Origin of the sequence: Kribbella sp. NPDC058693 (genome assembly GCF_042715335.1) — a bacterium.
Lineage (GTDB): Bacteria > Actinomycetota > Actinomycetes > Propionibacteriales > Kribbellaceae > Kribbella > Kribbella jiaozuonensis.
Genome location: NZ_JBHXSQ010000004.1, coordinates 1,016,967 through 1,042,391 on the forward strand (window position 1 = coordinate 1,016,967; position 25,425 = coordinate 1,042,391).

The 25,425-nt window shown below is 68.1% G+C and carries 24 protein-coding genes; 11 read left to right on the forward strand and 13 right to left on the reverse strand.

Annotation, left to right across the window (positions count from 1 at the left end; genetic code table 11):
• The first annotated feature begins 325 nt into the window (after positions 1–325).
• Both ACFWUU_RS31195 and ACFWUU_RS31200 read left to right on the forward strand, forming a co-directional pair.
• On the forward strand, positions 326–1,399 hold the full coding sequence (locus tag ACFWUU_RS31195) for a stage 0 sporulation family protein (protein WP_380181788.1): 1,074 nt from the start codon (positions 326–328) through the stop codon (positions 1,397–1,399).
• Positions 1,400–1,458: 59 nt separating this feature from the next.
• The gene (locus ACFWUU_RS31200) at positions 1,459–2,937 is read left to right on the forward strand and encodes an alpha/beta hydrolase (RefSeq protein ID WP_380180816.1); all 1,479 of its coding nucleotides are present in this window, start codon (positions 1,459–1,461) and stop codon (positions 2,935–2,937) included.
• Here ACFWUU_RS31200 and ACFWUU_RS31205 read toward each other — a convergent pair.
• Complete coding sequence (locus ACFWUU_RS31205) at positions 2,934–3,566, reverse strand: hypothetical protein (RefSeq protein ID WP_380180818.1); 633 nt, start codon at positions 3,564–3,566, stop codon at positions 2,934–2,936. The genes ACFWUU_RS31200 and ACFWUU_RS31205 overlap by 4 nt on opposite strands.
• Before the next feature lie 89 nt (positions 3,567–3,655).
• Here ACFWUU_RS31205 and ACFWUU_RS31210 point away from each other — a divergent pair, with 89 nt between their 5' ends.
• Positions 3,656–4,000, forward strand: a complete 345-nt coding sequence (locus ACFWUU_RS31210) for a sterol carrier family protein (protein ID WP_380181790.1) — start codon at positions 3,656–3,658, stop codon at positions 3,998–4,000.
• 49 nt (positions 4,001–4,049) lie between these two features.
• On the opposite strand, the gene ACFWUU_RS31215 is transcribed toward ACFWUU_RS31210, so the two are convergent.
• Complete coding sequence (locus tag ACFWUU_RS31215; RefSeq protein WP_380180820.1) at positions 4,050–4,832, reverse strand: hypothetical protein; 783 nt, start codon at positions 4,830–4,832, stop codon at positions 4,050–4,052.
• 185 nt (positions 4,833–5,017) lie between these two features.
• Here ACFWUU_RS31215 and ACFWUU_RS31220 point away from each other — a divergent pair, with 185 nt between their 5' ends.
• Positions 5,018–6,304, forward strand: coding sequence for an MFS transporter (locus ACFWUU_RS31220; protein ID WP_380180822.1), 1,287 nt, complete (start codon positions 5,018–5,020; stop codon positions 6,302–6,304).
• A 13-nt stretch (positions 6,305–6,317) separates the two neighbouring features.
• Complete coding sequence (locus tag ACFWUU_RS31225; protein WP_380180824.1) at positions 6,318–7,280, forward strand: hypothetical protein; 963 nt, start codon at positions 6,318–6,320, stop codon at positions 7,278–7,280.
• A 5-nt stretch (positions 7,281–7,285) separates the two neighbouring features.
• On the opposite strand, the gene ACFWUU_RS31230 is transcribed toward ACFWUU_RS31225, so the two are convergent.
• Entirely contained in the window at positions 7,286–8,752 is a 1,467-nt protein-coding gene (locus ACFWUU_RS31230; RefSeq protein ID WP_380180826.1) for a PLP-dependent aminotransferase family protein, read from the reverse strand.
• A gap of 29 nt (positions 8,753–8,781) precedes the next feature.
• Here ACFWUU_RS31230 and ACFWUU_RS31235 point away from each other — a divergent pair, with 29 nt between their 5' ends.
• From ACFWUU_RS31235 to ACFWUU_RS31255, 5 genes are all read left to right on the forward strand, one after another.
• Complete coding sequence (locus tag ACFWUU_RS31235; protein WP_380180828.1) at positions 8,782–9,582, forward strand: methyltransferase; 801 nt, start codon at positions 8,782–8,784, stop codon at positions 9,580–9,582.
• On the forward strand, positions 9,579–9,719 hold the full coding sequence (locus ACFWUU_RS31240) for a hypothetical protein (protein WP_380180830.1): 141 nt from the start codon (positions 9,579–9,581) through the stop codon (positions 9,717–9,719). Before ACFWUU_RS31235 ends, ACFWUU_RS31240 begins: the two co-directional genes overlap by 4 nt.
• 197 nt (positions 9,720–9,916) lie before the next feature.
• Entirely contained in the window at positions 9,917–11,404 is a 1,488-nt protein-coding gene (locus ACFWUU_RS31245) for a CHAD domain-containing protein (protein ID WP_380180832.1), read from the forward strand.
• A gap of 394 nt (positions 11,405–11,798) precedes the next feature.
• Complete coding sequence (locus tag ACFWUU_RS31250) at positions 11,799–12,986, forward strand: XRE family transcriptional regulator (RefSeq protein ID WP_380180834.1); 1,188 nt, start codon at positions 11,799–11,801, stop codon at positions 12,984–12,986.
• Entirely contained in the window at positions 12,976–13,590 is a 615-nt protein-coding gene (locus ACFWUU_RS31255) for a hypothetical protein (RefSeq protein ID WP_380180836.1), read from the forward strand. Before ACFWUU_RS31250 ends, ACFWUU_RS31255 begins: the two co-directional genes overlap by 11 nt.
• Positions 13,591–13,699: 109 nt before the next feature.
• Here the strand turns inward: ACFWUU_RS31255 and ACFWUU_RS31260 are convergent, their stop codons facing one another.
• From ACFWUU_RS31260 to ACFWUU_RS31300, 9 genes are all read right to left on the reverse strand, one after another.
• Positions 13,700–15,331: a cation acetate symporter gene (locus tag ACFWUU_RS31260; protein ID WP_137254057.1), complete on the reverse strand. Its 1,632-nt coding sequence runs from the start codon at positions 15,329–15,331 to the stop codon at positions 13,700–13,702.
• Between the two features lie 11 nt (positions 15,332–15,342).
• Entirely contained in the window at positions 15,343–15,675 is a 333-nt protein-coding gene (locus ACFWUU_RS31265) for a DUF485 domain-containing protein (protein WP_380180838.1), read from the reverse strand.
• A gap of 174 nt (positions 15,676–15,849) precedes the next feature.
• On the reverse strand, positions 15,850–17,388 hold the full coding sequence (locus tag ACFWUU_RS31270) for a cation acetate symporter (protein WP_380180840.1): 1,539 nt from the start codon (positions 17,386–17,388) through the stop codon (positions 15,850–15,852).
• On the reverse strand, positions 17,389–17,769 hold the full coding sequence (locus ACFWUU_RS31275; protein WP_380180843.1) for a hypothetical protein: 381 nt from the start codon (positions 17,767–17,769) through the stop codon (positions 17,389–17,391). It abuts the gene before it with no gap.
• On the reverse strand, positions 17,766–18,512 hold the full coding sequence (locus ACFWUU_RS31280) for a LytTR family DNA-binding domain-containing protein (protein ID WP_137252229.1): 747 nt from the start codon (positions 18,510–18,512) through the stop codon (positions 17,766–17,768). The genes ACFWUU_RS31275 and ACFWUU_RS31280 overlap by 4 nt, the downstream gene beginning before the upstream one ends.
• Positions 18,513–18,521: 9 nt before the next feature.
• Positions 18,522–19,646: a histidine kinase gene (locus ACFWUU_RS31285; RefSeq protein ID WP_380180845.1), complete on the reverse strand. Its 1,125-nt coding sequence runs from the start codon at positions 19,644–19,646 to the stop codon at positions 18,522–18,524.
• A 17-nt stretch (positions 19,647–19,663) separates the two neighbouring features.
• On the reverse strand, positions 19,664–20,395 hold the full coding sequence (locus ACFWUU_RS31290) for a metallophosphoesterase family protein (protein WP_380180847.1): 732 nt from the start codon (positions 20,393–20,395) through the stop codon (positions 19,664–19,666).
• Between the two features lie 55 nt (positions 20,396–20,450).
• On the reverse strand, positions 20,451–21,686 hold the full coding sequence (locus tag ACFWUU_RS31295) for a hypothetical protein (protein WP_380180849.1): 1,236 nt from the start codon (positions 21,684–21,686) through the stop codon (positions 20,451–20,453).
• A 1-nt stretch (position 21,687) separates the two neighbouring features.
• Positions 21,688–22,845 (reverse strand): hypothetical protein, encoded by a 1,158-nt coding sequence (locus tag ACFWUU_RS31300; protein WP_380180851.1) that lies wholly within the window; start codon positions 22,843–22,845, stop codon positions 21,688–21,690.
• A 166-nt stretch (positions 22,846–23,011) separates the two neighbouring features.
• Here ACFWUU_RS31300 and ACFWUU_RS31305 point away from each other — a divergent pair, with 166 nt between their 5' ends.
• Complete coding sequence (locus ACFWUU_RS31305) at positions 23,012–24,427, forward strand: serine/threonine-protein kinase (RefSeq protein ID WP_137252234.1); 1,416 nt, start codon at positions 23,012–23,014, stop codon at positions 24,425–24,427.
• Here ACFWUU_RS31305 and ACFWUU_RS31310 read toward each other — a convergent pair.
• Positions 24,424–25,359 carry a hypothetical protein gene (locus tag ACFWUU_RS31310; RefSeq protein WP_380180853.1) on the reverse strand — a complete coding sequence of 312 codons (936 nt, stop codon included), beginning with the start codon at positions 25,357–25,359 and terminating at the stop codon, positions 24,424–24,426. The genes ACFWUU_RS31305 and ACFWUU_RS31310 overlap by 4 nt on opposite strands.
• Positions 25,360–25,425: the final 66 nt, after the last annotated feature.

Here is a 25,425-nt window from a genome sequence, read left to right on the forward strand (position 1 = left end):
GCGGGCGAGCAGGGGCGGTTCCTGCGTGTGGTTCGACGACCATGCGCGACCACGGGTGTGGTCGCACGCGGGGGCGGTTCATTTGCGCGGCTAGGACCATGCCTGACCACGGGGTGGTCGCACGGGCGGTAGCCCGCACGGTCCGGCGATAGCCGGAAGGGGATGCACGGCGATGAGCCGGGGGTGGGTGGGGTGCGTGTGGAGTGGCCGCGCCGAGGAGCGGAGCGACGAGAGGCGGCTGCGTAGCACGCGGGGGCTGCTCCTGCGCGGGCCGGCTGTCTGGGGCGTCAGATTGTCGTTCTGCAAGTACTCTGACGGCGTGGGTATGGTGATGGCGGTGTCGTTCGAGCGGTACGGGCGGCTTTATTACCTGGACCCGGGTGAGTTTCGGCCCCGGGTGGGGGACAAGGTGCTCGTGCCTACTGACGACGGGCCTGAGGTGGCTGAGTGCGTGTGGGCGCCGCAGTACGTCACCGAGGAGGTTGGTGGGCTGCCGCTGTGTGAGGGCATCGCCTCCACGAAGGACCTGGATCGGGACGAGCAGAACCGGCAGCGGCGGGCCGATGCGCGGGTGATTGCCAAGCGGACGATCCGGCAGCACGGGTTGCCGATGAAGGTGGTCGGGATCGATTTCGTCGACCGGCGGCCGGATGTCGACCAGTTGGTGATCGTGTACTTCTCGGCGCCGCACCGGGTGGATTTCCGCGAGCTGGTGCGGGATCTAGCCCGGGCGCTCCGGGCGCGGATCGAGCTGCGGCAGGTCGGTGCCCGGGACGAGGCGCGGCTGCAGGGTGGGATCGGGCCGTGTGGGCGGGACCTGTGTTGCGCGACGTTCTTGAAGGACTTCGAGCCGGTCAGTGTGCGGATGGCGAAGGACCAGGACCTCCCGTTGAACCCGCTGAAGATCTCCGGCGCGTGTGGCCGGCTGATGTGCTGTCTGAAGTATGAGCACCCGCTCTACCAGGAGTTCAACGCGAAGGCGCCGGCTCTCGGGAGCGCGGTGGAGACCCCCGCGGGTGATGGAGTGGTGGTCGGGCACAACGTGCCGAGCGACACCGTGGTCGTCCGGCTGGCGGCCTCGGGCCGGCGCTGCGCCTGCAGTCGCGCGGACGTGTGCTCGCCGCGGCAGCAGTACGAGGCATCCGGTACGACGACCCCGGACGCCGCGCCAGCCGAACCAGCCGCACCGATCAAACCAGCCGCGCCAGTCGAAGCAGCCGCACCCACCGAAGCAGCCGCACAAGTCGAAGCAGTCAGCGCGCCGGACGTCGTACCAGCAGCAGACGTCACAGACGCCGTACCCGAAGAGACGACCGAGACCCGCGAGGAGCGGCGGGTCCGGAAGCCGCGCCGGCGCCGCCGCCTGCACCATGACGACGAGGGAGAAACCGGGCAGTGAGATTCCGCAGGTCGACCGTGTTGGTGGCAGCTCTTGCGGTCCTGGCGAGCGGATGTGGGGTGGCCAGTCGCGCCCAGAACGCGGGCAGCGGTACCGAGGTGCCCGGCATCGGCAGCAACCCGCCGAGTGCACCTGTGGGCCCCATCCCCGCCGGGCTGGAGAAGTTCTACCAGCAGAAGCCGGACTGGGAACGCTGCGGCTCCAACCAGCAGTGCGCGACGATCCTGGTCCCGCTCGACTACAGCCAACCGGCCGGTCAGACGATCGAGCTGCGCGCGCGGAAGGTGCTGGCCCGGGACCGTGGCGGCCGGCTCGGCTCGCTGTTCATCAACCCGGGCGGTCCGGGCGCCTCGGGGCAGGACTTCGCCGCGCAGGCGCCGCTGCTGTTCGGCTCGTCGCTGCTGCGGAAGTTCGACATCATCGGATGGGACCCGCGCGGTGTCGGCGAGTCCACGCCGGTGAAGTGCCTCGACACCGAGCAGCTGGACACGATGATCGCCGCCGACGGCAGCCCGGACAACGCCGCCGAGATCAACGACCTGGACAAAGAGGCGAAGACCTTCGCTGCCGGCTGCGAGCAGCGGTCCGGTCGCCTGCTGCCGCATCTGTCGACCAAGGACGCGGCGCGCGACATCGACGTCCTGCGCGGCATCGTCGGCGACCCGCAGCTCTACTACATGGGCATGTCGTACGGCACGTACCTGGGAGCGACGTACGCCGAGCTGTTCCCGAAGAACGTCGGCCGGATGGTGCTGGACGGCGCGGTCGACCCGTCGATCACCAACGAGCAGATGGCGATCGCGCAGGCGAAGGGCTTCGACAAGGCGCTCGACGCGTTCGCTGACGACTGCGCGCAGCGGTCCTGCAAGCTCGGCAGCAGCAAGACCGAGGTGCTCGCGAAGGTCGACCAGCTGATCAAGGACAGCGACGCGAACCCGCTGCCCGGCGACGGGAACCGCAAGGTCACGCAGGCTCTGGTCGTCCTCGGCCTGATCTACCCGCTGTACCTGAAGGACTTCTGGCCACGCCTCGAGGACGCCGTCGCCGACGGGCTCGCCGGGAACGGCGCCCGCCTGCTCGCACTCGCCGACGAGTACACCGACCGTGAGCAGAGCGGCTACGCCGACAACTCCAACGAGGTCAACATCGCGATCAACTGCCTCGATCACCCCGACTTCACCTCGATCGCGCAGATCGAGGCGAACCTGCCGGCGTACAAGACGGCGTCACCGCGGTTCGGCGAGTTCCTCGCGTGGTCGTCGGTGTCGTGCGCGAACTGGCCGGTGAAGCCGCAGAACCAGCCGCACAAGATCACGGCGGCCGGCGCGAAGCCGATCATGGTGGTCGGTACGACCCGCGACCCGGCCACGCCGTACGAGTGGGCGGTCAGCCTCGCGCACCAGCTGGAAAGCGGTGTCCTGGTCACGCGGGACGGCGACGGGCACACGGCGTATCTGTCGGGGAACGCCTGTGTGAAGAACGTCGTGGAGAGCTACCTGGTGCAGGGCAACACACCGGCCGCCGACATCAAGTGCTAGTTGGGCCGGGTGTCGCCGGACGCGACCGGCAGTTTGAGCGTGTCGGTCGCATGCTGGAGTACGGCGCGGAGGCCGGCCTCGTCCTGTGGGCGCCCGCCGACGGTGATCTCGACGGCTGAGGTCTTGCCGCCGTCGATCGAGATCCAGCGCGACAGGCCCATCCGCGGCCCGCGGGCCTGGTCGGTGTACGTGTAGACCAGCGTGCCGTTGTCGCGGCTGAGCACCTTCAGGTTGCGCTCGTCGATGCTGTGCTCGCGGCCCGCGACCAGCTGGTCCGGGGTCTGCTTGCTGCCTCGCGTGTCGAACCGGACCTGCCAGACGCCGGTCGGGTCGAGGAACTTCGGCCGGGTGCCGTCCTGGGCGCTCTTCCAGCCGGTCGGGACCTCGGCGGACACCGGGTCGTCGTCGGTGCCGAAGTTCTGTACGACGTACTGCAGCGCGCCGGGCTGGAGACAACTGGCACAGGCCGGGGTGCTGGGCGGGGCCGAACTCACGATCCCCACCGAGGTGTTGTTGTCGGTGGCGAACGGATTGCCGCCGTTGATGGCGAGCACCGCGCCGAACACGGCTACGCCGACGGTCATTCCCGCCAGCGTCATCAGCAGCGCCTGGTGCCTGGGCGTGAGCATCCCGACCTCGCTTCCCTCTCTCCCGCCCGATTATCGCTGACGAGAGGGGCGTCACCGCAAACCCACGCGTACGCTGGCACGTCGTGGAGATGTCCGAACCCGCGTTCCTGCAGGCTTTGCAGCGCTACAACGACGGTACGGCGGAGCGCGCCGACTTGAAACTGCTCACCAAGGAACTGCTGAAAATCCTGGTGGCAAAGGCGCCGGGCCACGCCGTCGAGGTCCGAGTCCCGCCGTACGGCGCTGTGCAATGCATCGAAGGTCCGCGACACACCCGTGGTACGCCGGGCGCGGTGATCGAACTCCCACCGGACCTGTGGATCGACGTAGCGCTGGGCCGCACCACCTGGGCGGATGCCCGGTTGACCGGCAAACTCCGCGCCAGCGGCGAGCGCACCGACCTGTCCGGCCTGCTGCCGCTGGTCCGGGCGTGAAATGAGCCGCGGTGCTCCCCTGCGGCACCGCGGCTCACGTTTCATCGGATCAGTGCGCCGAGGTGGACCAAACCGCCGTACGGCCGTACACGATCACCAGGCGACCGTCGTTGTTCATCTGCAGCACGGAGCCCTTGCGGACGGTCTTGCTGGACCACAAAGCCTTCTTCGCGGCGCTGTAGACGACGAAGTTGCCGTCCTGCTGCATGACCGCGAACGCGCCCTTGCTGACGGTCTTGGTGGACCAGACCGGGGTCTTGCCGTTCTTCACCATGACCAGGTTGCCGTCGGTCTGCATCTGCAGGCGGTAGACCCGGCTGGGCGAGAAGAGCATGTCGTAGGGGTTCAGCAGCCGGCCGGAGCCGAGCGTGCCGATCACCATGTGCCGGAACCAGACCGCCTTGTTCCGGACGTTGTAGATCACCAGATTGGAGTCGTTCTGCACGGCGAGATACGCGCCGGTGCTGCCGCCGGTGTTGCTGGCCCAGACCGGCGTGCGGCCGGAGATGACGACCAGGTTGCCGTCGCGCTGCATGATCAGGCTGGAGGCCTTGCGGTTCGTCATCGAGGCCCACAGCGCGGTGCGGCCCTTGTAGAGGACGGCGTTGCCGTCGGTCTGCATGATCAGCGTGTAGATCCCGTTCGGCGAGCGACGGTACTGGCCCGGCTTCAGGTACTCACCTGGCTTGAGCACCGAGGACACAGCGGTGGTGCTCGCAGCGGTCGTGCCGGCCGCCTGTGCGGACGGGGGAACAAGCAGGGTGGCACCAGCGGCAGCGCCCACGGCGAGCGTGGCGAGCAGCCGGGTGCGTGCCGACTTGATCGAGATCATCCGGTTCTTCTCCGTTTCCCGAGAACCGGCCGGGCGTTCCCGGCCGGTGAGATTGACGCCCTGGGCAACCAATCGGTGCCACGCTAGGGCGCTCGGAGGGTCTCGACCGGACGTTTCGACGGTGCTCGAAAGGGTGGCCGGAAATCAGGTTCGTCCCTGCCGGTAGGACCTGTCACTATGTTCCGGTGGCAGCAAGTCTCCGCACGCGACTGGCCCGGTTGCGCGTCGATCTGACCCCGTGGCGTGGTTCCCGTGACTTCCGCATCCTGCTGGTGTCCGGATCGGTGTTCTTCCTCGGCGGCATGGTCGGGTACGTCGCTCTGCCGTACCAGCTGTACCAACTCACCGGATCGAACTTCGCCGTCGGCGCGATGGGCCTGGTGACGATCGCACCACTCGTCGTGTTCGGCCTGTACGGCGGTGCGCTGGCCGACCACGTGGAGCGCCGGACGCTGCTGGTCAGCACCGGGATCGCCCAGGTCGTGATCTCCGCGCTGATGGTCACCAACACCCTGCTGGCCCACCCGCAGATCTGGCTGATCTATGTCTGCGGCGCGCTGAACGCCGTCGCCTCCTCGCTCCAGCGGCCGTCGCGCGAGGCGCTGCTGCCGCGCGTGGTCCGCCACCAGGAGATCCCGGCGGCGGTCGCGCTGAGCTCCCTGACCTCGCAGGTCGGCCAGCTCGCCGGTCCGGCGCTGGGTGGAGTCCTGGTCGGTTCTGTGGGCGTGACCTGGGCGTTTGCGGTCGAGCTGACCGGGATCGTGTTCGCGACGCTGCTCTACACCCGGCTGGGCTCGTACCGGGCGGGAGACCACACCACCGCGCCGAGTCTGCGCGCGATCGGCAGCGGGATCATGTACGCGTACCGCCGCAAGGACCTGCTGGCGACGTACGTGGTGGACATGGTCGGGATGTTCCTGGCGATGCCGATCGTGCTGTTCCCGGCGTTCGCGACGGATGTCCTGAAGGAGCCGAAACTGCTCGGTCTCCTGTACAGCGCCGAGGCGATCGGGGCGATGTGCGCGAGCCTGACCAGCGGCTGGGCGAAACACGTCCATCACCAGGGCCGGGCGGTGGTGCTGGCCACGATCGGCTGGGGTGCCTCGGTCGGGATCGCGGGGCTGGCGCCGAACATCTGGTTCGCGATCGGGTTCTTCGCCCTGGCTGGAGCGGCCGACATGGTGTCGGTGCTGTTCCGCTCGGTGATCTGGAACCAGACGATCCCCGACGAGATGCGCGGCCGGCTGGCCGGGATCGAGATGCTCGGGTACTCGCTCGGCCCGCTCGGCGGCCAGGCCCGTTCCGGTCTCGTCGCCGACCTGACCAGCGTCCGTACGGCGATCGTCAGCGGCGGCGCACTGTGCGTCGTCGGCGTGGTGGGCACCGCTGCCTGGCTGCGCGAGTTCTGGCGGTACGACGCGCGTACGGACGAACACGCCGTACGCGAAAGGGACCTCCGCGCGGCCCGTTAGTCTTCAAGACATCATGCGTACCCTGATCGCCGCCGGGCTGGCCGTCGTACTCCTTGCGGGCTGTAGCGGTCCTGGGCAGGAGAACGCGCCGAGTGCGCCGCCGCTGGTGTCGGTATCGCAGACGCCGAGCGAAACGCCTTCCGAGACGCCGTCCGTGACACCGTCGTCGACCTCGAAGCTCGCGGAGACGTTGTGCGTGCGGATGGACGCCACCCTGGTGAAGTCGACGCTCGCCGTGCCGGTCGCGAACATCCACCCCGAGGCACCACCCGCCGATTTCGGTGTTCCGACGTACGACGTCTGTCAGCTGACGCTCAGCAAGGCCCCCAACGGGCCGGTGCTGAACGTGGAGACTTCGGTGCTTCAGGCAACAAAGGCGACGCTGGCGGCGACCCAGAAGGCGTACGCGGCGACGAAGAAGGAGCCGGCCAAGCCGGCGCTGCTCGGCGAGGGCGGATACGGGACGAGCAGCTTCGTGGTGTTCCTGCTGGACGGGAAGCTGTACAAGATCGCCGGGCCCAAGGCCACGCTGGCGAAGTACATCGTGCTCGGTCAGGAAGCGATCCGGCAGGTGCCGGGGCTGCCCGCGGCGGACCTGCTGATCACCCGGCCGGACTGCGAGCGCGGCTCGGATGCGGCCGAGAAGGTCCTGGGCGTGCCGGCGTCGGCCCGACGGGACGGACAGACGGCTCTCGGCGATCCGGTCTGCGGTTGGATCACCCCGACGGGCGCCCTTTACAGCTCGGCACGCCGTACGACGCAAGCCGCGGCGCTGATGGTCCCGATCCGCAAGGCCGCAACCTCGCAGCCCATCCCGCTCGGCGACGAGGGGTACGTCGACACCGCGACCGGCCGCACCACGATCCGCGTCGGCGACGACAAACTTGTCGACCTGGTCCCGCTTCCGGCCCGCGCGATCAACCCCGACCTCATGACCCAGTTCGCGCTCGCGATGTCCTCGCTCTACACGCGCTGAGCTCGCTAGCTGTTCGTCGGTACGGACGCGATTGTGGCGATGGCCTCGGTGATTTCGGTGGTGGTGCGGGCGGCGTACCCGAGGACCAGGCCGGGGGCGTGGGGGAGTTGGCTGTGCCAGGAGAGAGGGTGGGTTTTGACGCCCTTGGCCAGGGCCGACGCGGCCAGTTCTGTGTCGTTGATGGTGTCGGCGAAGGTGATCGTGAGGTGCAGGCCGGCGGCGGCGCCGTGGATGGTTGCGGTGGGCAAATAGTTGTGGATGGCGGTGACCATCGCATCGCGGCGGATGCGGTGGCGGCGGCGGAGGAAGCGCAGGTGGCGTTCGAGTTCGCCGGACTCCATCAGGTGGGCGAGGGTGAGCTGCGGGAGCGCCGCGTTGCCGAGGTCGGCCAGGCGTTTGCGGCCGATCAGGTCGTCCTTGTACTGCGCGGGCGCGAGCATCCAGCCGATCCGCAGCGCCGGCGCGAGCAGCTTGGAGATGCTTCCGGCGTAGATCACCCGGTCGGTCAGCATGGCGCGCAGTGCGGGGACGGGCGGCCGGTCGTACCGGTGTTCGGCGTCGTAGTCGTCCTCGATGATCAGTCCGCCGTCCGCGGCCCATTGGATCAGCTCACGTCGACGTTCGCCGTCGAGTACGACACCGGTCGGGAAGTGGTGCGCCGGCGTCACCATGACCACTTTGGCGGCGGAGTCTCGCAGTACGTCGACCTGCAGGCCGCGGTCGTCGACGGGGATGGGCGGGGTGTGCATCCCCCAGTTCTGCAGGTGCTGCCGGGATCCGAGCGAGCCGGGGTCCTCGACGGCGATCTCGTGTACGCCGCGCTGGTCGAGTACCTGTGCGACCAGCCCGATCGCCTGCGCGACACCGGCCACGATGATGAGGTCGTCCGGGTCGGCGGCGATGCCGCGGTTGCGGGCCAGCCAGTTGGCGACGGCTCGTCGTAGTGCAGGAGTTCCGGCTGGGTCGCCGTACCCGAAGCTCGCGGACTCGAGGTCGTTCAGGACGGCTCGCTCAGCTCGCAGCCACGCCGTCCGCGGGAAGGCCGCTAGGTCCGGGACTCCCGGCGTGAGGTCGATCCTGGCCGGTGCCGCGCGGAGGTTGTCGAAGATCTCCAGGTCAGGTGCGCCGAGGACGGCTGTCGAGGTGGTTCGCCGGGGCTCCGTCGGCGTCGTCCTGAACTGGGCTCGGGCGACGATCGTGCCGGAGCGGCCGTGGGTGGTGAGGTGGCCGTCTTCGGTGAGGCGTTGGTAGGACTCCGTCACCACGCCGCGGGAGATGCCGAGGTCGGTGGCGAGCGTGCGGGTGGCGGGGAGGCGGGTGCCGATCGGGAGGTGGCCGGTCGAGATCGCCGTACGGAGGCGGTCGGTGAGCCAGTCCGCGAGTCCGCCGGGCGTTGCCTCGGCCGGATCCAGTTGAAGGAAGTCCGCGCCTCCAATGGACCGACCACTTCTCCCCGGATTGGACCTGTTCACAGGACCATTGTGGCCGGATCGTAGAGGTTATGGGAACTGACTACGTCCACGGCTACACCCCGGCAGAGACCCGCCGCCTGGCGGACCAGGCCGGAACGCTGGCCGACCTCCTCCACGGCGGCACCACCTACCCGGCCGGTAGCCGAGTGCTGGAAGCCGGCTGTGGCGTCGGCGCGCAGACCGTGCAGCTCGTGACCCGCAGCCCCGGGATCGAGCTCGTATCGGTCGACATCTCCGAGGAGTCGCTCGCCCAGGCGAAGGCCCGCGTCGCCATACATGCCCCGGAAGCCACGGTCGACTGGCGTCATGCGGACCTGCATGACCTGCGGGACGAGAAGTTCGACCACGTCTTTGTTTGCTTCGTCCTCGAGCACCTCGTCGACCCTGGCAAGGCTCTGGTCGATCTGCGCGATCTCCTCAACCCTGGCGGCACGATCACGGTGATCGAAGGCGACCACGGGTCCGCCATCTACCACCCACGCAGTACGCGGGCCCAGGCCGCAGTCGACTGCCTCGTCGACCTTCAGGCCAAGGCGGGCGGCGACTCGCTCATCGGCCGGCGCCTCCAGCCGCTCCTCGAGCAGGCCGGGTACGACGACGTACACGTCGAGCCGCGCACCGTGTACGCCGATCAGACGCTTCCGGAGCTCGTCGACGGGTTCACGCGGAAGACGTTCATCGCGATGGTCGAGTCGGTTCGCGAGCGTGCGATCGCGGCCGGCCGACGTACCGAGGCCGAATGGGACGCGGGCATCCGCGACCTGGAGAAGACCGCCGAGCCCGGCGGCACATTCCACTACACGTTCTTCAAGGGGGTCGGTCGAACATGATCGCTCTACTCGTCCTCGTCGCCGCGATCTGCCGGGCGCTGAACCGCAACCAGCGCAGACAGATCCGCCCGACACTCAACGGCATCGAGGACCGCGACCTGCAACGACTGGTCGCGGATCTACGCGCTCTCACCTGACAGGGGCCTTGTCTCCCGGTCTCACGCCTACTGCGCGGCACTCGGCACGGCACCTCGCCGCACGGGTGCAAAGGCCACGATGCTCCGCATCGAGACCTTCGCCCCCGCGCGCCGATGCACCGCACCGAGCACCTGCTCGCGACGGCGTGAGACCGGGAGACAAGACCAATTCATGAACGCCTGGTAAACAAGTGGGTATGCCCCCGACTGAGCAGCTAGAGATCGAGACGAAGTACGACGTCGACGACAGTGTGATCCTGCCGGCGCTGCACGAGCTGCCCGGAGTCGCGAGCGTCGCCCAACCCGTCGAGCTGGACCTGGAGGCGGTGTACTACGACACCGCTGACCTCGACCTGGCCGCGAACAAGGTGACGCTGCGCCGCCGTACCGGTGGCGAGGACGACGGCTGGCACGTGAAGTTCCCGGTCTCGTCGGGTGAGCGGCTCGAGGTGCACTATCCGCTCGGGCGGTCGGTGCGGAGTGTGCCGATCGCGATCGTGCGGACGGTCCGGGTTCATGTGCGGGATCACGCGCTCGTACCTGTCGTGACGTTGCAGACGCGGCGCATCGTGCACCGCCTGCTCGACGCGGACGGCGCCGTACTCGCGGAGGTCGCCGACGACAACGTGACCGCGACGGTCGGGGACGGCGAGCCGGAGAGCTGGCGTGAGTGGGAGGTCGAGCTCGTCGGCGGGGACAAGCTGCTGCTCGAGGACGCCGGTGAGCTGCTGAAGTCGGCTGGCGCACGCCCCGCGGGCGGTCCGAGCAAGCTGGCGCGGGCGCTCGGCAGCCGGGTGCCGTCGTCGGTGGATTGGACGCTGCCCAAGAAGCCGCGGACGTCGGACCTGTTCCGTGCGTACGCCGGTGCGCAGGTTCAGGCGATCCGCGAGAGGGATCCTGAGGTACGGCGGGATGTGCCAGACTCGATCCACAAGTTCCGGGTCGCGACGCGGCGGCTGCGGTCGGCGCTGGCGACGTACCGTCCGGTGATCGATCGGTCGGTCGGGGACGAGATCCGGGCGGAGCTCAAGTGGCTGGCGGGTGAGCTGGGAGTTGCGCGCGATGCGGAGGTGCAGCGCGAGCACTTCGCGGCCGAGGTCGCGGAGCAGCCGGTCGAGCTGGTGATGGGACGCGTTGCCGGCCGGATCGACGATCACCTGCGCCGGGTCTACAAGGACGGCCGCACGGGGGCGCTCGCGGCGCTGGAGAGTGAGCGGTATTTCCGGCTGCTCGACACCCTGGACGAACTGATCGCGAAGCCACCGGTCACGGGCGACGACCGGAAGGCTTCCAAGCAGATCGGCGATCTTCTCGATCACGACCGCAAGCGGATGCGCAAGGCGGTCAAGCGCTCTCAGGCCGCGGAGACGGTTGCCGAGCAGGACCACGAGCTGCACGAGGTCCGCAAGGCGGCCAAGCGACTCCGGTACGCCGCGGAGTCCGCCGTACCTGTCCTGGGTGATGAGGCGAGTGCGCTGGCTGCTCGGGCCGAAGAGGTCCAGGAAATCCTCGGCGAACACCAGGACTCCGTGGTCTCCCGCGACCTCCTCCACCAACTGGCCCTCGAAGTCTTCGCCGACGGCGGCAACCCCTTCACCTTCGGCCGCCTCCACGCCACCGAAGAAGCCCGCGGCAACACCTCGCGCGAGTCCTTCTACAAACTCTGGCCAACCCTCAAATTCTGAGAACCACGCGCGGGAACCAGCCCATCGCGGTGCTACGCGCGGCTCCTTCGTCGCCGTGCTACGCGCCGCACCCGCCCACCCCCGGGCTTATCGCCCGGAGCATCCCTTCCGGCTGCCGCCGGGACCTTCCGGCTGCCGCCGGGACCTTCCGGCTGCCGCCGGAGTTGCGGGCTATCGCCCGGACCCGTGCGCGCTGCCGCGCGATCGACCGCCTCGTGGTGCGGCCGGTTCGTACCTGCTGAGGTGATGGCTGCGGTCAGCCCATCGCCGTGCTACGCGCCGCCCCTCCACCCTCCGGCTGTCGCAGGAGAGCCTGACGGGCCGTCACTTGGTCGCCGGTCATTCATCGCATAGACTGAATCACTCATCCGTCGAGTGATTCAGGGGGTGAGCCATGGCAGGGGTGGATGTTGGTGCGCTGATCGAAGGCGCTCGGGTGGCCGCGGGGTTGAGTCAGCGGGGGCTTGCCGATGTGACTGGGATCTCGCAGTCCACGCTCTCGCGGATCATTGCCGGTGATCGGGTGGCGAAGTTGCCTGAGATCGTGTTGATCGCTCAGGCGACCGGCCACACGGTCGCGCAGCTCACCGGGACGAGTGTGGTGGCTGACCGGGTGCAGTGTGTGGCGCGTGCGACAAACGACTGCAGCATGGATGGAATGCACGACACGTTGCTGCACTTCCTCGAGCTCGACAGCTACATGGACGATCAGGCGATTCCGCCCGCAGCCGGTCTCGACGGCCAGGTGACGGTGAGCCCAGAGGTCGACGGGCAAGAGGCGGCAGCGCAGTTCCGCGCGCAACATCACCTGGGCGTGCAGCCGCTCGGCGATCTCGTCGCGATCATCGAACAAGCGACCGGGATCGATGTCGCAGTACTCGACGCAGATCCCGACGAGCACGGCATGACGATGCGCGACCCGGAGCGCGGCGCGGTCTTCATCGGTGTTGCCCGGACGCTGAATCCGATGCGCCAGCGCAGCACTCTTGCTCATGAGCTCGGACACGTGCTCTTCGAGGATTGGGCCGAGAAGAGCTCCGGCGCTTGGAGCGCTCGGACACCGAAGGAGAGACGGGCCGATGCGTTCGCGCAGCACCTGTTGATTCCGCAGGACGGCCTGGCGGAGTTCCTCGGCAATCGCGATGCCGCGAGTCCGGCGACCCTCTCCGCGATCGTTCAGCGATTCTTGGTGTCGCCGGCGATGGCAGCGATCGCCCTGCATCAGCGCAAATACATCGACGCGAAAACCAAAGAGGACTGGAAAACCTGGACCACGCCCCAGCTCGCGGTCCGGTTCGGGTGGACCGATCACTATCACGTCCTGCAGGCGGACGCCGATCAACGCAGAGCGCCGCAACGACTGCTGGCAAGGGCGGTCGGCGGCTACATCGAGGGTGTTCTGCCTGCACGGGCGATCGCGACGCTTCGCGGCGTCAGCCTTGGTGACGTGGAAGCTGAGCTGAGTCAAGCCGGCGTTGTCGCCAAGCCACAAACCGTCGCCTGGGCCGCGGCCGAGGATCTTCCTGAGGTGGACGTAGACCTGTCGGACCTGGATGACGGCGGTACGGCGGATGAGTCGTAGGCCCATCATCGATGCTGGTCCCGGCCTGAACTTCCTGTCCATCAACAAAGAACGCCTGCTCATCGGCACGCTGGGTGCGCTCAGTGCGCCGGAGACGGTGCAGAACGAAGTACTTCGCAAGGCGGCGCAAGATCCTCGCTTCAAAGCCGCGGAGAAGGTCTGGCGCAAGCTGTCCGAGCGCTGGATGCAGATCCTGCCCGACGACAACACGCCGGAGCTCGCAGCAGTAGTCCAGCGGCTCACCGACCTGCAGATGCCAGACCGGATGACGCAGTCGAAGGACCTTGGCGAGACGATGGTCATCGCGCATGCCGTCGTCGCTGTCGTGGCGGGAGAGATCGTGACCGTACTCATCGACGATGGAAAGGGCGCTCTTCAGGCGACAGCGGAGATCAAGCGGCTCGAGAGGATGCGAGCTGCAGGCCGGGAGGTTGGGTCCATCAGGCTCATCGGCACGCTGACCGTCCTCGAGCGCGCCGCGGGCGGGAAGTACCTGACGGACAAGGCTGCGATGCGCGACGTCTACAGGCGGTTGCGTGAACTTGACGACGGCCTCCCGCCGATCGACTCCACCGACCTCTTGTCGCCGAGACTCTGGAACTGAGTCGTCCAGAAACGTGAGCCGGGCGGTCAGGTACTCGCCTACCTGGCCGCCCGGAGTTGGGGCTGTCAGGCAGGTCCGCGTCGAATCAGCAGGGCCTGCCTGACAGGTCTTAGTGGGTGACTGCCTTTTCGGCGCCTGCGCCGGTGAGGGAGCGGACTTCCATTTCGGCGAAGCGGTCTACGTCGACCGGCTCCTTGCTGGTGATCGTTCCGAGCCAGCCGAGGAGGAAGGCCAGGGGGATCGTGACGATGCCGGGGTTGTCGAGCGGGAACCAGTGGAAGTCGATGCTGGTGTCGGTGATCATCGACAGGCTGGCGTGGGTCTTCGCGTCGACCTTGCCGGAGACGACCGGGCTGAACACGATCAGGATGATCGTCGAGGCCAGGCCGCCGTAGATGCTCCAGAGTGCGCCGCGGGTGTTGAAGCGCCGCCAGAACAGCGAGTAGAGGATCGTCGGCAGGTTCGCACTCGCCGCGACCGCGAACGCCAATGCAACGAGGAACGCGATGTTCTGGCCGTTGGCGAAGATGCCGCCGATGATCGCGACGATGCCGATCACGACCGCGGTGTACCGCGCCACGCGGACCTCGCCGTCGCCGCTGATCTGGCCCTTCTTGATGATCTGGCCGTAGATGTCGTGTGCGAACGACGTACTCGCGGTGATCGTCAACCCCGCCACGACGGCCAGGATCGTGGCGAACGCGACCGCGGAGATGACGCCGAGGAGGACCTCGCCGCCGAGTTCGAAAGCGAGCAGCGGGGCGGCCGAGTTCGCCTTGCCCGGAGCGGCCTTGATTCGGTCCGGTCCGACGATCGCGGCAGCGCCGTACCCGAGGACCAGTGTGAACAGGTAGAAGATGCCGATGATCCAGATCGCCCAGCTGACGCTACGGCGGGCTTCCTTCGAGTCCGGCACGGTGTAGAACCGCATCAGCACGTGCGGGAGACCGGCGGTGCCGAGCACCAGGGCGAGAGCCAGCGAGATGAAGTCCAGCTTGGTGACGCCGGTGGCGCCGTACTGCAGACCCGGCGACAGGAGCTTCTCGCCGGCCGCCGGGCTCTTGTCGACCGCTGCGCCGAGCAGGCTGGACAGGTTGAAGCTGTACTTCGCGAGCACCCAGAGCGTCATGAGTCCGGCGCCGATGACCAGCAGCACGGCCTTGACGATCTGCACCCAGGTGGTGCCCTTCATGCCGCCGACCAGGACGTACGTGATCATCAGGATGCCGACCACGGCGATCACGATGCTCTGTCCGGCCCGGTGGCTGACGCCGAGCAGCAGCGCGACCAGGCCGCCGGCACCGGCCATCTGGGCCAGCAGGTAGAAGAAGCAGACGACCAGGGTCGAGATCGCGGCCGCCATCCGGACCGGCCGCTGCTTGAGGCGGAAGGACAGTACGTCGGCCATCGTGAAGCGACCGGTGTTCCGTAGTAGCTCCGCAACTAGTAGCAGCGCAACCAGCCACGCGACGAGGAAGCCGATCGAGTACAGGAAGCCGTCGTACCCGTTCAGCGCGATCGCGCCGGCGATGCCGAGGAACGACGCGGCGGACAGGTAGTCGCCGGAGATCGCGATGCCGTTCTGCGGGCCGGTGAACGACCGGCCGCCGGCGTAGAAGTCGGCCGCGGTCTTGTTGTTGCGGGAGGCCCGGAACACGATCGCCAGCGTCGCGACGACGAACAGCGCGAAGATGATGATGTTGACGGTCGGGTTTCCGATGTCCGTTGCCAGTGGCAACATCAGTGGGGCGGTCACTGCAGTTCTCCCTCGATCTGGCGGCGCAGCTTCGCGGCGTCGGGGTCGAGCCGGCGGTCGGCCCAGCGGACGTAGATCAGCGTGATCGCGAACGTCGACACGAACTGGCTGAGCCCGAACAGCAGGGCGACGGTGATGTTGCCGCCGACCTTGTGCGACATGAAGCCGTGCGCGTAGTCGGCGAGCAGGACGTAGACGAAGTACCAGACCAGGAACAATGCGGTCATCGGGAACACGAACCGCCGGAACCTGCGACGCAGCTCGGAGAAGTCCGGTGACAGTTGGACATCCCGATAGGTCGTCAGGTCCGGATCGCGCGTATCACTCATCGGCGAGCCTCCAGGTGGATCGAGCCGGGCGGAAGAGGCCGGGCACGTCGTACTGTGGCCTGGGTCACGATGCTTCGACAGCACCGGCGCGCATCGAGCGCTCAGCGGAGCAGACCAGTCGTCCGGTGGATCACTCCGCTGCGCCGAGCGGTAGGAATCACACGACGAGCGGTCTCAGCGCGGTGGCAGGCCGCGGTCCACGTCGACGGCCTCCGGGGTGTGCAGGCGGACCATGCTGCGAGCGGTCCCGGCCGGGATGCGGTCCGGGGTGAGCTTCGAGACCACGATCACGGTGACGAATGCGAGCGGCATCGTCCACGCGGCCGGCTGCCCGACGAGCGCCCGCGGCCAACCGCCCTGAGGCGCGCCGGCCACGTTGATCAGAGCGGCAGCGCTGGCCGCGATCCCGCCGACGACCAGCCCGGCCGCGGCGCCCGTGGTCGACATCCGCCGCCACCAGATCCCCAGCACCAACAACGGGCAGAACGTCGACGCCGCGAGGGCAAACGCCAGCCCGACGGTGTCCGCGAGGCTCAACGAACCCGTCACCGTGAACGCCAGATACGGCACGATCATCGCGATCAGCGCCGCGATCCGGAAGCTGTTCACCGCCACGTAATCGCCGCCGGTCCACTCGCGCAACCGGCTCCGCAACAGATCCTGGTCGATCACCCCAGCGATCGCGACGGTCAACCCCGACGACGTCGAAAGGAACGCCGCGAACGCCCCCGCCGCGACCAACGCACCGAGTAGATCCCCTGCTGTACCGGGGAAAACTCGTCCCGGCAGCTCGAGTACGACGGTATCCCCGCCGCTCGCCACCAGGTCAGGCGCGAACGTCCGCCCGAGCACGGCGTACATCGGCGGGAAGAGGTAGAACAGACCGAGCAACGCCAGGACGACGACGGTGGTCCGCCGGGCCGCGCGCCCGTCCGGGTTCGTATAGAACCGGACGAGGACGTGCGGCAGCCCCATCGTCCCGAAACAAAGGGCCAAGAGCAACGAATACGTCGCGTACAACGGATGGTCGCGGCCGCCCGCGCGAGACAGCGGTTCCGCCCAGGCGGCCGCCGCGCCGTGCAACGAGTCGAGTACGCCGGTGGGCTGGTGCCACATGAGCAGGATCACGAAGATTGGCGTGGCCAACGCTGTCAGCTTGAGCCAGTACTGGAACGCCTGGACGAACGTGATCGACCGCATCCCGCCGGCAGCGACGTTGATGACCACGATCACCGCGACGATCATCGCCCCGACCTGCGGCGGTGCCCCGGTGACGGTTTGTACGGCGAGACCCGCGCCGTGCAGCTGCGGCAGGAGGTAGAGCGTCCCGATCCCGACCACGAGACCGGCGCAGATCCGCCGTACCAAGGGGGATTCGAAGCGGGTCTCGGCGAAGTCCGGCAACGTGTAAGCACCGGACCGGCGCAAGGGAGCCGCGACCAGGACCAGCAGCATCAGGTAGCCGACCGTGTAGCCGACCGAGAACCACAGCATGTCGGCGCCGTTGACCAGCACCAGTCCGGCAACGCCGAGGAACGACGCGGCCGACAGATACTCGCCGCTGATCGCCGACGCGTTCCAGCGCGGGCTGACGGCGCGACTGGCGACGTAGAAGTCGCTCGTGGTCCGCGAGATCCGCAGCCCGAACAACCCGATCCCTATCGTTGCCGCGACCACCAATCCGATCGCGCTCAAACTGATTGCCGACGACATCTATTGCCGACCCACGAACTCGGTGAACTCGGCCTCGATCCGCTCGGCGTTGCGGACGTAGATGCGCGCGGCGATGTAGACGACCGGATAGACGAGGATGCCGAGGATCACCCAGGGCAGCGGCAGGCCGAAGATGGACAGGGTTCGGACCGGCGGGACGAGCCAGAAGAGCAGCGGGATGCTGCCGAGGACGAGCAGTACGACGCCGATGACGGCCAGCGTCAGCCGTAGCTGGGACTGCACCAGCGAGAGCATGTAGATCTCGCCAAGCCGGGTCTGCTCGTCGATCTCGCGGGTGCCGGTCGGGATGATCGGACGCCGTGCCGCGCTGGTCCGCGGACTGGTGACGCGGACCCGACGCGGTCCCTCCGGAGTACTCATCGCAACGAGGTCGATCGGACCAGGAGGTCGCGTAGCTCGCGGGTGTGCCGTCGGCTGACCGGGAGCCAGTCGCCGCCCACGCGGACCGCGCACCGGCCGCCGTCGACGCGCATCTCGTCGATGTGCGCCAGCGCGACCAGCGTGCTGCGGTGGATTCGCGTGAAGCCGGCGTCTCGCCAGCGCTCCTCCAGAGTGCTGAGCGGGATGCGGACGAGGTGGGAGTTCTGGCCGGTGTGCAGGCGGGCGTAGTCGCCCTGCGCTTCGACGTACCGGACTGTGGAGCGCTGGACGAACCGGGTGACGCCGGCCAGCTCCACCGAGATCGTCTCGTCCTCGGTGTCGTCAGGCGACTGCAGTGCGGCCGGTGCGCCCGCAGTGACCACCCGGCGGACCGCCTCGGCCAGGCGCTCGGCCCGGACCGGCTTCATGACGTAGTCGGCCGCGTCGAGCTCGAAAGCAGCCACGGCGTGTTCGTCGTACGCGGTGACGAAGACGATCCGCGGGCGCGGGGGGCGGAACTTGGACAGCACGCTGGCCAGGTCGATGCCGTCCAGACCGGGCATCTTGATGTCGCAGAACACCACGTCCAGGTCGCTGGCCTGCAGGATCTTCAGCGCCTCCGGGCCGTCGGATGCCGTCTGGATAGGGCCGATCCGGGGGTCCTGGCTCAGCAGGTACACCAGCTCGGCGCGGGCGGGCTCCTCGTCGTCCGCGACGAGGGCGCGCAGCGGAGTGTCGGCCATGCCCACACACTAAGGGGACGCGTGCACCCCTGAGGAGTATTTGGGGATGCGGAAAGTTACCTTCGTGCCGGCCTCCAGCGCTGTCTCCACGACGAGGCCGTACGTGTCGCCGTACACCTGGCGCAGGCGGGCGTCGACGTTGCCCAGGCCGACCGAGTCGCTGCCGGTCTCGCCGGAGAGCGCGGCCCGGATCACCTCAGGGTCGCTGCCGGCGCCGTCGTCCTCCACGCTGATCTCTGCCTCGTTGATCCGGTCTCGCGCACGGATGGTGATCGATCCGGCTCCTGCCTCGAGTCCGTGCCGTACTGCGTTCTCTACCAGCGGCTGGACGACCAGGAAGGGGATGACCACCGGCAGCACCTCCGGCGCGATCTGCAGCGACACCTTGAGCCGATCACCGAAGCGGGCCTGTTCCAGCACCAGATAGCGCTCCACGTTGCGCAGCTCGTCGGCCAGCGTGGTGAACTCGCCGCCACGGCGCAGTGCGTACCGGGAGAAGTCCGCGAACTCCAGCAGCAGTTCACGCGCCCGCTCGGGATCCGTGCGGACGAACGACGCTATGGCGGCCAGAGCGTTGTAGATGAAATGCGGGCTGATCTGAGCCCGCAGTGCACGCAGCTCAGCCTCCATAGCGCGCGTGCGTTCCTTGTTGAGCTCGGCGAGCTCCACCTGGCCGGAGACCCACCGCGCGACCTCTTCGGTCGCTCTGACCAGGGCAGCCGAGGTGTTGTTGCTGTACGCGACCAGTACGGCGACCACCCGCTCCTCGGTGACGATTGGCGCGACCACCGCCGTACGAATCGGGCACTGCGGATCGCCGCAAGCCACGTCATGCGCACCTAGTACTGCGGTCCGGCCCGAGCGGAGCGTCGGCGCGGCGAGGGCCTTGGCGTCGCGACGGTGATTGCTCTCGTACGGTCCGCCGACGCCGTCCCAGGCCAGTACGCCGGACGAGTCGCAGATGGCGATGGCCGCCGTACCCAGGAGGTCTCTGAGGTGACGGCTCGCTTTACCGGCCGCTCCGGGTGTCAGGCCTTCGCGCAGGTGCGGGCTGGCCAACGAGGCGGTATGCAGGGTCGCATACGTCGCCTTGTCGGCCGGAGTCCCGAAATGCTTCCTCCGCCGGGTGAACACCCCCTGACGGTAACCGCTCAGCCCTCCGCACGCGGCCTGAACGCCTCCAGCGCCTCCGTGTCGGAGTACGTGCTCAGCAGGTACTCCGCAACCCACGCCTCCCGGCCTGGGTACGCCGACTCACGCACGATCCGCTCCGCCGCCGCGGCAGCGTCCATCGCGGACCGACGCAGCTGTACGCCGTCTTCGGTCAGGAGCGCCCAGCCCGGACCCGGTGCGCCGTACGGCATGCCGACGCTGCCCGCGTTGACTACCAGACGCCGATCGACCTGCCGGGCGAACGGCATGTGGGTGTGACCGCACACCACCGTCCGGACGTCAGCCGGCAGCCCGTTGAACACCGTGGACCACCGCGAGATCGGACTGTCGACCAGCACCATCTCCTCGTCGTCGCGTGGAGTGGCGTGGCAGTACAGCACGTCCCCGATCGTCACCGTGGTCGGCAGCCCGGCCAGCAGCTCGACCTGGTCCGGCCGCAGCTGCTCCGCGGCCCACGGACTCACCGCATCCGGCGGCTCGGCGTCGTACGTCCCGCGGGCCATCTCCACCAGCTCCCGGTCCGCGTTGCCGCGCACCCAGACGGCCCGATCGCCCAACGCCGTCAGGACATCCAGCGTCTCCACCGGCTGCGGCCCACTGGCGATGTCCCCGGCCAGCACGATCACATCAACGTCCTGAGCCTCGGCCAGAACCGCCTCCAGCGCAGGCAGCACCCCGTGAATGTCAGCCAGTACGGCAACCGTCGTCATACCCGCAGTCTGCCGCGAAAACCCTTGCTGCAAAGGGACATCTGCTCAGAGCAGATCAGCGTGCGAAGTCGATCTGCTTGGCGGCGACGATCCCGGTAGCGCGTTCGCACGTGGCGGTGTCGAGGGAACAGCGCACGACCGTGCTCTTCGTGTTCGGGTCCTGACCGCCGCCGGCCACGACCGCGACCATCAGCAGGTTCTGCTCGTCCTCGGCGGTGGCCTCGTAGAAACAGCCGCTCCACTGGCGCTTGACGTCCCCGGTGCGCGAGTCCAGCGCGGTGATGATGTTGCTGCAGTAGCTGTCGCCGTACGCCGGTGTCGCGATCGCGACCGAGCCGTCGGGGGTGAATCCGGTGACTCGGTAGTCGCAGGTCTTGAACCGCTTCTTGCCGGTCGCGATCTCGACGACTGTCGAGCAGCCGTCACCGGTGTTGTTCGCGGGCAGTGCGGACGCCAGACGGCCGTCCTGCGAGACGGCCATCGCGTCGCCGGTGACCGTCTTGACCGGAGTGGCCTTGGCGGCACCCGGCGTCCATGAGTAGAGCTTGAGGGTTGTCTCAGCGCCCTTGACAGAAGCCTTGTAGTAGATCGTTTCCTTCGTATATGCGAGCACGTAGATGCTCTGCACGTCGGGGAGATCCAGCGACTTCACCGAGGAGCCGTTGTCAGCGTAGAGCGTCGCGCCGTACGTCTGCTGTCCGACGACCACGGGTGGGGTGGTCGCGTACGCAACGGCCGACTGGTCGGCTGTCCCGGCGAGGGTCATGACATGCGGCGTGCGGCTGACCACTGCGCCGCTGGAGCCGACCTTGAGCAGGTCGCCGCCGGAGGTCGTTGCGAGCACGCTGCTGCCCAGGCGGGCGACCTCCATCAGGCTCCCGTTGCTCGGGACCTTCAGCTCCTTGCCGGCGCCCAGCACTGTGCGATCGAAGCGATACGCCAGCTGCGGATCCCGGCCCTGCGTCAACTTGGCCGCCTCGAGAGCGACCGGGCCGGAGGGAGCCTCAGGAGTCGTCGACTTGGGCGTCAGCGACAGCTTCGGCTTCGGGGTCTGGGTGGGCACCACGACCGGAGTCGAGGTGAGCATCGGGGTCGGCGATGGCGTGGTTGACGGCGTCGGAGCCGGTGTGGGGCTCGGGGTGCCACCCAGCGGCGCGGCGAGGGTCGAGGAGGCTGACTCGGGGCCCTGGCGGTACGCGAGGGCTCCACCGATAGCAACAGCAGCGACTGCGGTGGCCGCTACGACAGCGATGAGGCGACCGTTCAGCTGTCGCTTCGGCGGAGTCGTCAACTCAGTCCCCGATCAGTAGTGCGCCCTTGGCGAGCGGCGTGGCGAGTTCGCAGGCGCCGGTCGACACCGTGCAGCGGATGATCGAGGCAGCTGTCTCCTGGCCGGTATCGGCGAGGAGCAGCAGGTGCTCGTCGTCTTCGGGGACCCACTGCCGGAACACCCCGGACCACTCGTGCAGCAGTGTGCCCTTCTTCGCGTCCAGAACAGCGGCAATGCCGTTGCCGTACCCGTCCTGGTAGATCGGACCGGCGATCGCAGTCGCGCCGTCCGGGGTGAAGCCGACGATCTGGTAGTCACAGGTGCGCCAGAGCCGTTTGCCTGCCGGCACCGTCAGGAGGCTGCTGCAGCTGTTCTGGTCGGCCAGCGTGGTCAGCGAACCCGCCGTACCAATGCTGGACACCGCCATAGCGCTCGGGACCGCGTCGATCGTTATCACCTTCGACTGAGCGGGCGTCCACTCGTACAGGGTCGAGGTCCCGTCCTGGGTCTTCGACGCGTCGAAGTAGACCTTGCCGTTGAGGTAGCCCAGCAGTGCTGCGTTCCAGATGTTCGGCATGGTGACCTTCTGGACCTCTGTCTGGCCCTGGGCCTGCTCGGCGTAGAACGTCGTCACGCCGGTCTCTTCGCCGGTGTCCATCAGGCGCGAGCCGACGTACGCCGCGCCGTTGCCGTCGTCGGTGGTGACGATCTGGGTGATGTCGGGGGTCCGGGCGATGACCTTGCCGTCGGTGTCGATGGTCAGCATCTCGGTGCCGTAGCCCTTGGTGACGACGGCGAGTCCCGAGGAGCCGAGCCGGGCGACCTCCTGGATCTCGGCGGTGCCCGGGACCTTGATGTCACCGCCGGCGCCGCCGCGGATCGTCCGGCCGGTCAGGTACGCGATCTGCGGCGCGCGACCGGTAGGGAGCTTGGCGAGCACGATCTTGGTCTTCAACGGTCCGGTCGACGACGGGGTGCTGGTCGGCGTCGGTGAAGTGGACGGCGTCGGCTTGGACGTCACGGGCTTGCTGGTGACGGGAGACGGGGAGGTGGAGAGCGGGGCGGCCTCGGCCGCTGCTGTCTCCGGGCCCTGGCGGTAGGCGAGGGCGCCGCCGCCCGCGATGGCGGCTACGGCGACGGCTGCGACGAGGGCGACCAGGCGGCCGTTCTGCACTCGCATCGGCGATCTCCTATCGAACATGGTCTTGGCACGGTTGATCCGGACCGTGCGGCGGACCACGGCCGAGCGGGCCTCAGGGCCCGCTGTCGGGAGATGTGACGTCGGGAAACACCGCTTTGTTCACTCCAGCGAACGGGTCGCAGGAGGGATCGAGCATAATTGCGCCATGGACCAGCCACCCCGGATCGGCCGGTACTCCCTGGTCCGCCGGGTGGGTGCCGGAGGTTTCGCGACCGTTTGGCTGGCCCGGGACGAGCAATTGGACGCCGAGGTCGCGGTCAAGATCCTGTCCGAGAACTGGGTCGAGGACGAGGACGTCCGCCGTCGGTTCTTGGCTGAGGGCCGGTTCCTGCGCAAGGTCGATTCGCTGTACGTCGTCGGCGTACACGACATCGGCGAGGCCGATGACGGGCGGCCGTTCATGGTCCTCACGTACGCCGACGGTGGGACGCTCGCGGAGCGGATCAAGGCCGGCCCGCTCGAGTTCGGCGAGGCGGTCCGGATCATCACGCAGGTCGGCCGCGGCCTGAAGCACCTGCACGCGCGCGGCGTACTGCACCGGGATGTGAAGCCGGCCAACGTGCTCTTCCGCACCGACTCTGCTGCCGGTGACCGCGCGATGCTGTCCGACCTCGGTCTGGGCAAGTCGCTGGCCGAGGTGTCGCGGATCACGATGCCGGGCGGCACTCCGGCGTACGTCGCTCCGGAACAGGTCATGGGCGACCGGCTGGACCACCGTGCCGACCTCTACTCACTTGGTGCGGTTGCGTACGCCGCCTTCACCGGACAGGCGCCGCACGGTGTCGCCAGCCTCGGTGCGGTGATGCAGATCGACGCCCCGCCGCCGTCGATGACCACGCTGCGCGAGGACGTGCCGGACGCGATCGATGTCGTCGTACGGCGTGCTCTGGAACCGGACCGCGATCAGCGCTGGCCTGACCTCGACAGCTTCCTTAACGCACTTCGTGAGGCGCACACGACGGGCAAGGTGCCGGCTGGGTTGGTTCCGGCGGCGGAGATGCCCGCACCGGCGCCCGCAGCCGCACCGGTCGACCAGGCGACCGCACTGGCCAGCTCCAACGAACCGACTGTCCCGGTAAAGCCCAAGCGGCGCCGGCGGGCTGTGGTGATCACTACGCTCGTGGCGCTGGTCCTCGCAGCAGCTGGTGGGTACGGCGGGTACGAGTACGTTCTGACCCGCCCGATCAAGGTGGACGACAAACCGCTATCGGTGGAAGTCCCGCGCGCGTGGAAGCAGAAGGCCGTCGACTCCACCCAAGCGCTCGTGGTCAGCACGAACACGGCGGCGTGGCAGAACGACCCGAAGATCGAGGGCGTGTTCGTCGGACTGGTGCCTGCGAGCAGCCTGCCGACGGTTGGCACCGCGCCGGCCGGATGCACTGCGGGCACGACGAACACCGGTCAGACGACGGTTACCTTCAATTACACCTGCGACTCGAATCCCGCGGTGGTCGAGCAGTATCGGAAGGTGAACGACAGCACGCTGCTCCGGATCCAGGTGCGGGCATCCGACGACAAGACCCGGACCAGCGTGCTCGACTCGGCGGCGTACCAGCCTTAAGGCACCAGCGACGTCAGCGACGAGATCGACGCCTTGTGCATGCGGGGGATGACGTTCAGCGTGGCCGGGTCCGACGCGTACAGGTATGAGCCGGACTCGTAGACCAGGTACGCGGTTCCGTTGTACTCCGTGATGCCCTCGGTCATGCTCGGGGCGCGGAAGCAGCTCAGTGCGGGCGCGTCGAGGTCCTTCTGGCCGCGCTTCACCACGTAGATGTTGCTGCGGTTCCCACGTCCGTACGACGTGCTGTAGATGAAGTGGTTCGCCGTGACGGTCAGACCCTGGGTCTTGGTCGGGATCTCCCACGCACCGGCCTGAGTGGTCAGCGTGCCGTCGTCGGCGATCTTGTACTCGTACATGGTCCCGCGGCCGGTGTCGTTGAACGTCCCGGCGAACAGCGAGTCCCCGTAGGTCCCGATGAAGGACGATCCGGCGACGTCGCGCGCAGTACCGACCTGTGCGAGGTACGGCGTACCCGCCGCCTTCAGCGCGTCGCGCAGGTCGGTCAGCCGGTACTTGCGGATGCTGCTGCCCTGGCCGGCGACGAACGCCCAGCCCTTGCTCACGGCGATCCCGCCGACGTGTGACTCGGCGATCGCGACCACGCCGACCGTGGAGCCGGTGGACGGGTCGATGCCGTAGATCTCGGAGTCGGCGCCTTCGCGGTACGCCGCGACGAGGAGCAGGTTCTTGCCGGAGCCGTCCCAGTTGTACCAAGTGCCCGCGCCTTGCGGGGTGTACGTGCTGAGGTTCGGGATGCTCGCGCTGTTGCTGAACCGGGCGTCGTACTTCTTGGACGCGGACGGCCCGTCGTAGAACGTGGAGCCGCCGGTGGTGGCGGTGTCGCAGCTGATCGCGGCGTACCCCGGCAGGGCCGTGGTGAGGGCGGCGGCTGTGGTGAGGACGGCGGTCGAGATGGCGAGAATGCGCATGGTGACCTCTGGAGGTTGGGCGGAAACCTACGAGAATTTCAGAGTAGATCGCCAATGAGTAACAAT

Bases quoted from the DNA above. Each gene is read 5' to 3' on its own strand.
- ACFWUU_RS31310 (WP_380180853.1), bottom strand. From the start codon at position 25,359: ATGCGCATTCTCGCCATCTCGACCGCCGTCCTCACCACAGCCGCCGCC.
- ACFWUU_RS31255 (WP_380180836.1), top strand. From the start codon at position 12,976: ATGAGTCGTAGGCCCATCATCGATGCTGGTCCCGGCCTGAACTTCCTG.
- ACFWUU_RS31205 (WP_380180818.1), bottom strand. From the start codon at position 3,566: ATGCTCACGCCCAGGCACCAGGCGCTGCTGATGACGCTGGCGGGAATG.
- ACFWUU_RS31300 (WP_380180851.1), bottom strand. From the start codon at position 22,845: ATGCGAGTGCAGAACGGCCGCCTGGTCGCCCTCGTCGCAGCCGTCGCC.
- ACFWUU_RS31235 (WP_380180828.1), top strand. From the start codon at position 8,782: ATGGGAACTGACTACGTCCACGGCTACACCCCGGCAGAGACCCGCCGC.
- ACFWUU_RS31225 (WP_380180824.1), top strand. From the start codon at position 6,318: ATGCGTACCCTGATCGCCGCCGGGCTGGCCGTCGTACTCCTTGCGGGC.
- ACFWUU_RS31280 (WP_137252229.1), bottom strand. From the start codon at position 18,512: ATGGCCGACACTCCGCTGCGCGCCCTCGTCGCGGACGACGAGGAGCCC.
- ACFWUU_RS31265 (WP_380180838.1), bottom strand. From the start codon at position 15,675: ATGAGTGATACGCGCGATCCGGACCTGACGACCTATCGGGATGTCCAA.
- ACFWUU_RS31270 (WP_380180840.1), bottom strand. From the start codon at position 17,388: ATGTCGTCGGCAATCAGTTTGAGCGCGATCGGATTGGTGGTCGCGGCA.
- ACFWUU_RS31250 (WP_380180834.1), top strand. From the start codon at position 11,799: ATGGCAGGGGTGGATGTTGGTGCGCTGATCGAAGGCGCTCGGGTGGCC.
- ACFWUU_RS31290 (WP_380180847.1), bottom strand. From the start codon at position 20,395: ATGACGACGGTTGCCGTACTGGCTGACATTCACGGGGTGCTGCCTGCG.
- ACFWUU_RS31305 (WP_137252234.1), top strand. From the start codon at position 23,012: ATGGACCAGCCACCCCGGATCGGCCGGTACTCCCTGGTCCGCCGGGTG.
- ACFWUU_RS31245 (WP_380180832.1), top strand. From the start codon at position 9,917: ATGCCCCCGACTGAGCAGCTAGAGATCGAGACGAAGTACGACGTCGAC.
- ACFWUU_RS31240 (WP_380180830.1), top strand. From the start codon at position 9,579: ATGATCGCTCTACTCGTCCTCGTCGCCGCGATCTGCCGGGCGCTGAAC.
- ACFWUU_RS31215 (WP_380180820.1), bottom strand. From the start codon at position 4,832: ATGATCTCGATCAAGTCGGCACGCACCCGGCTGCTCGCCACGCTCGCC.
- ACFWUU_RS31275 (WP_380180843.1), bottom strand. From the start codon at position 17,769: ATGAGTACTCCGGAGGGACCGCGTCGGGTCCGCGTCACCAGTCCGCGG.
- ACFWUU_RS31210 (WP_380181790.1), top strand. From the start codon at position 3,656: ATGTCCGAACCCGCGTTCCTGCAGGCTTTGCAGCGCTACAACGACGGT.
- ACFWUU_RS31195 (WP_380181788.1), top strand. From the start codon at position 326: ATGGTGATGGCGGTGTCGTTCGAGCGGTACGGGCGGCTTTATTACCTG.
- ACFWUU_RS31260 (WP_137254057.1), bottom strand. From the start codon at position 15,331: ATGTTGCCACTGGCAACGGACATCGGAAACCCGACCGTCAACATCATC.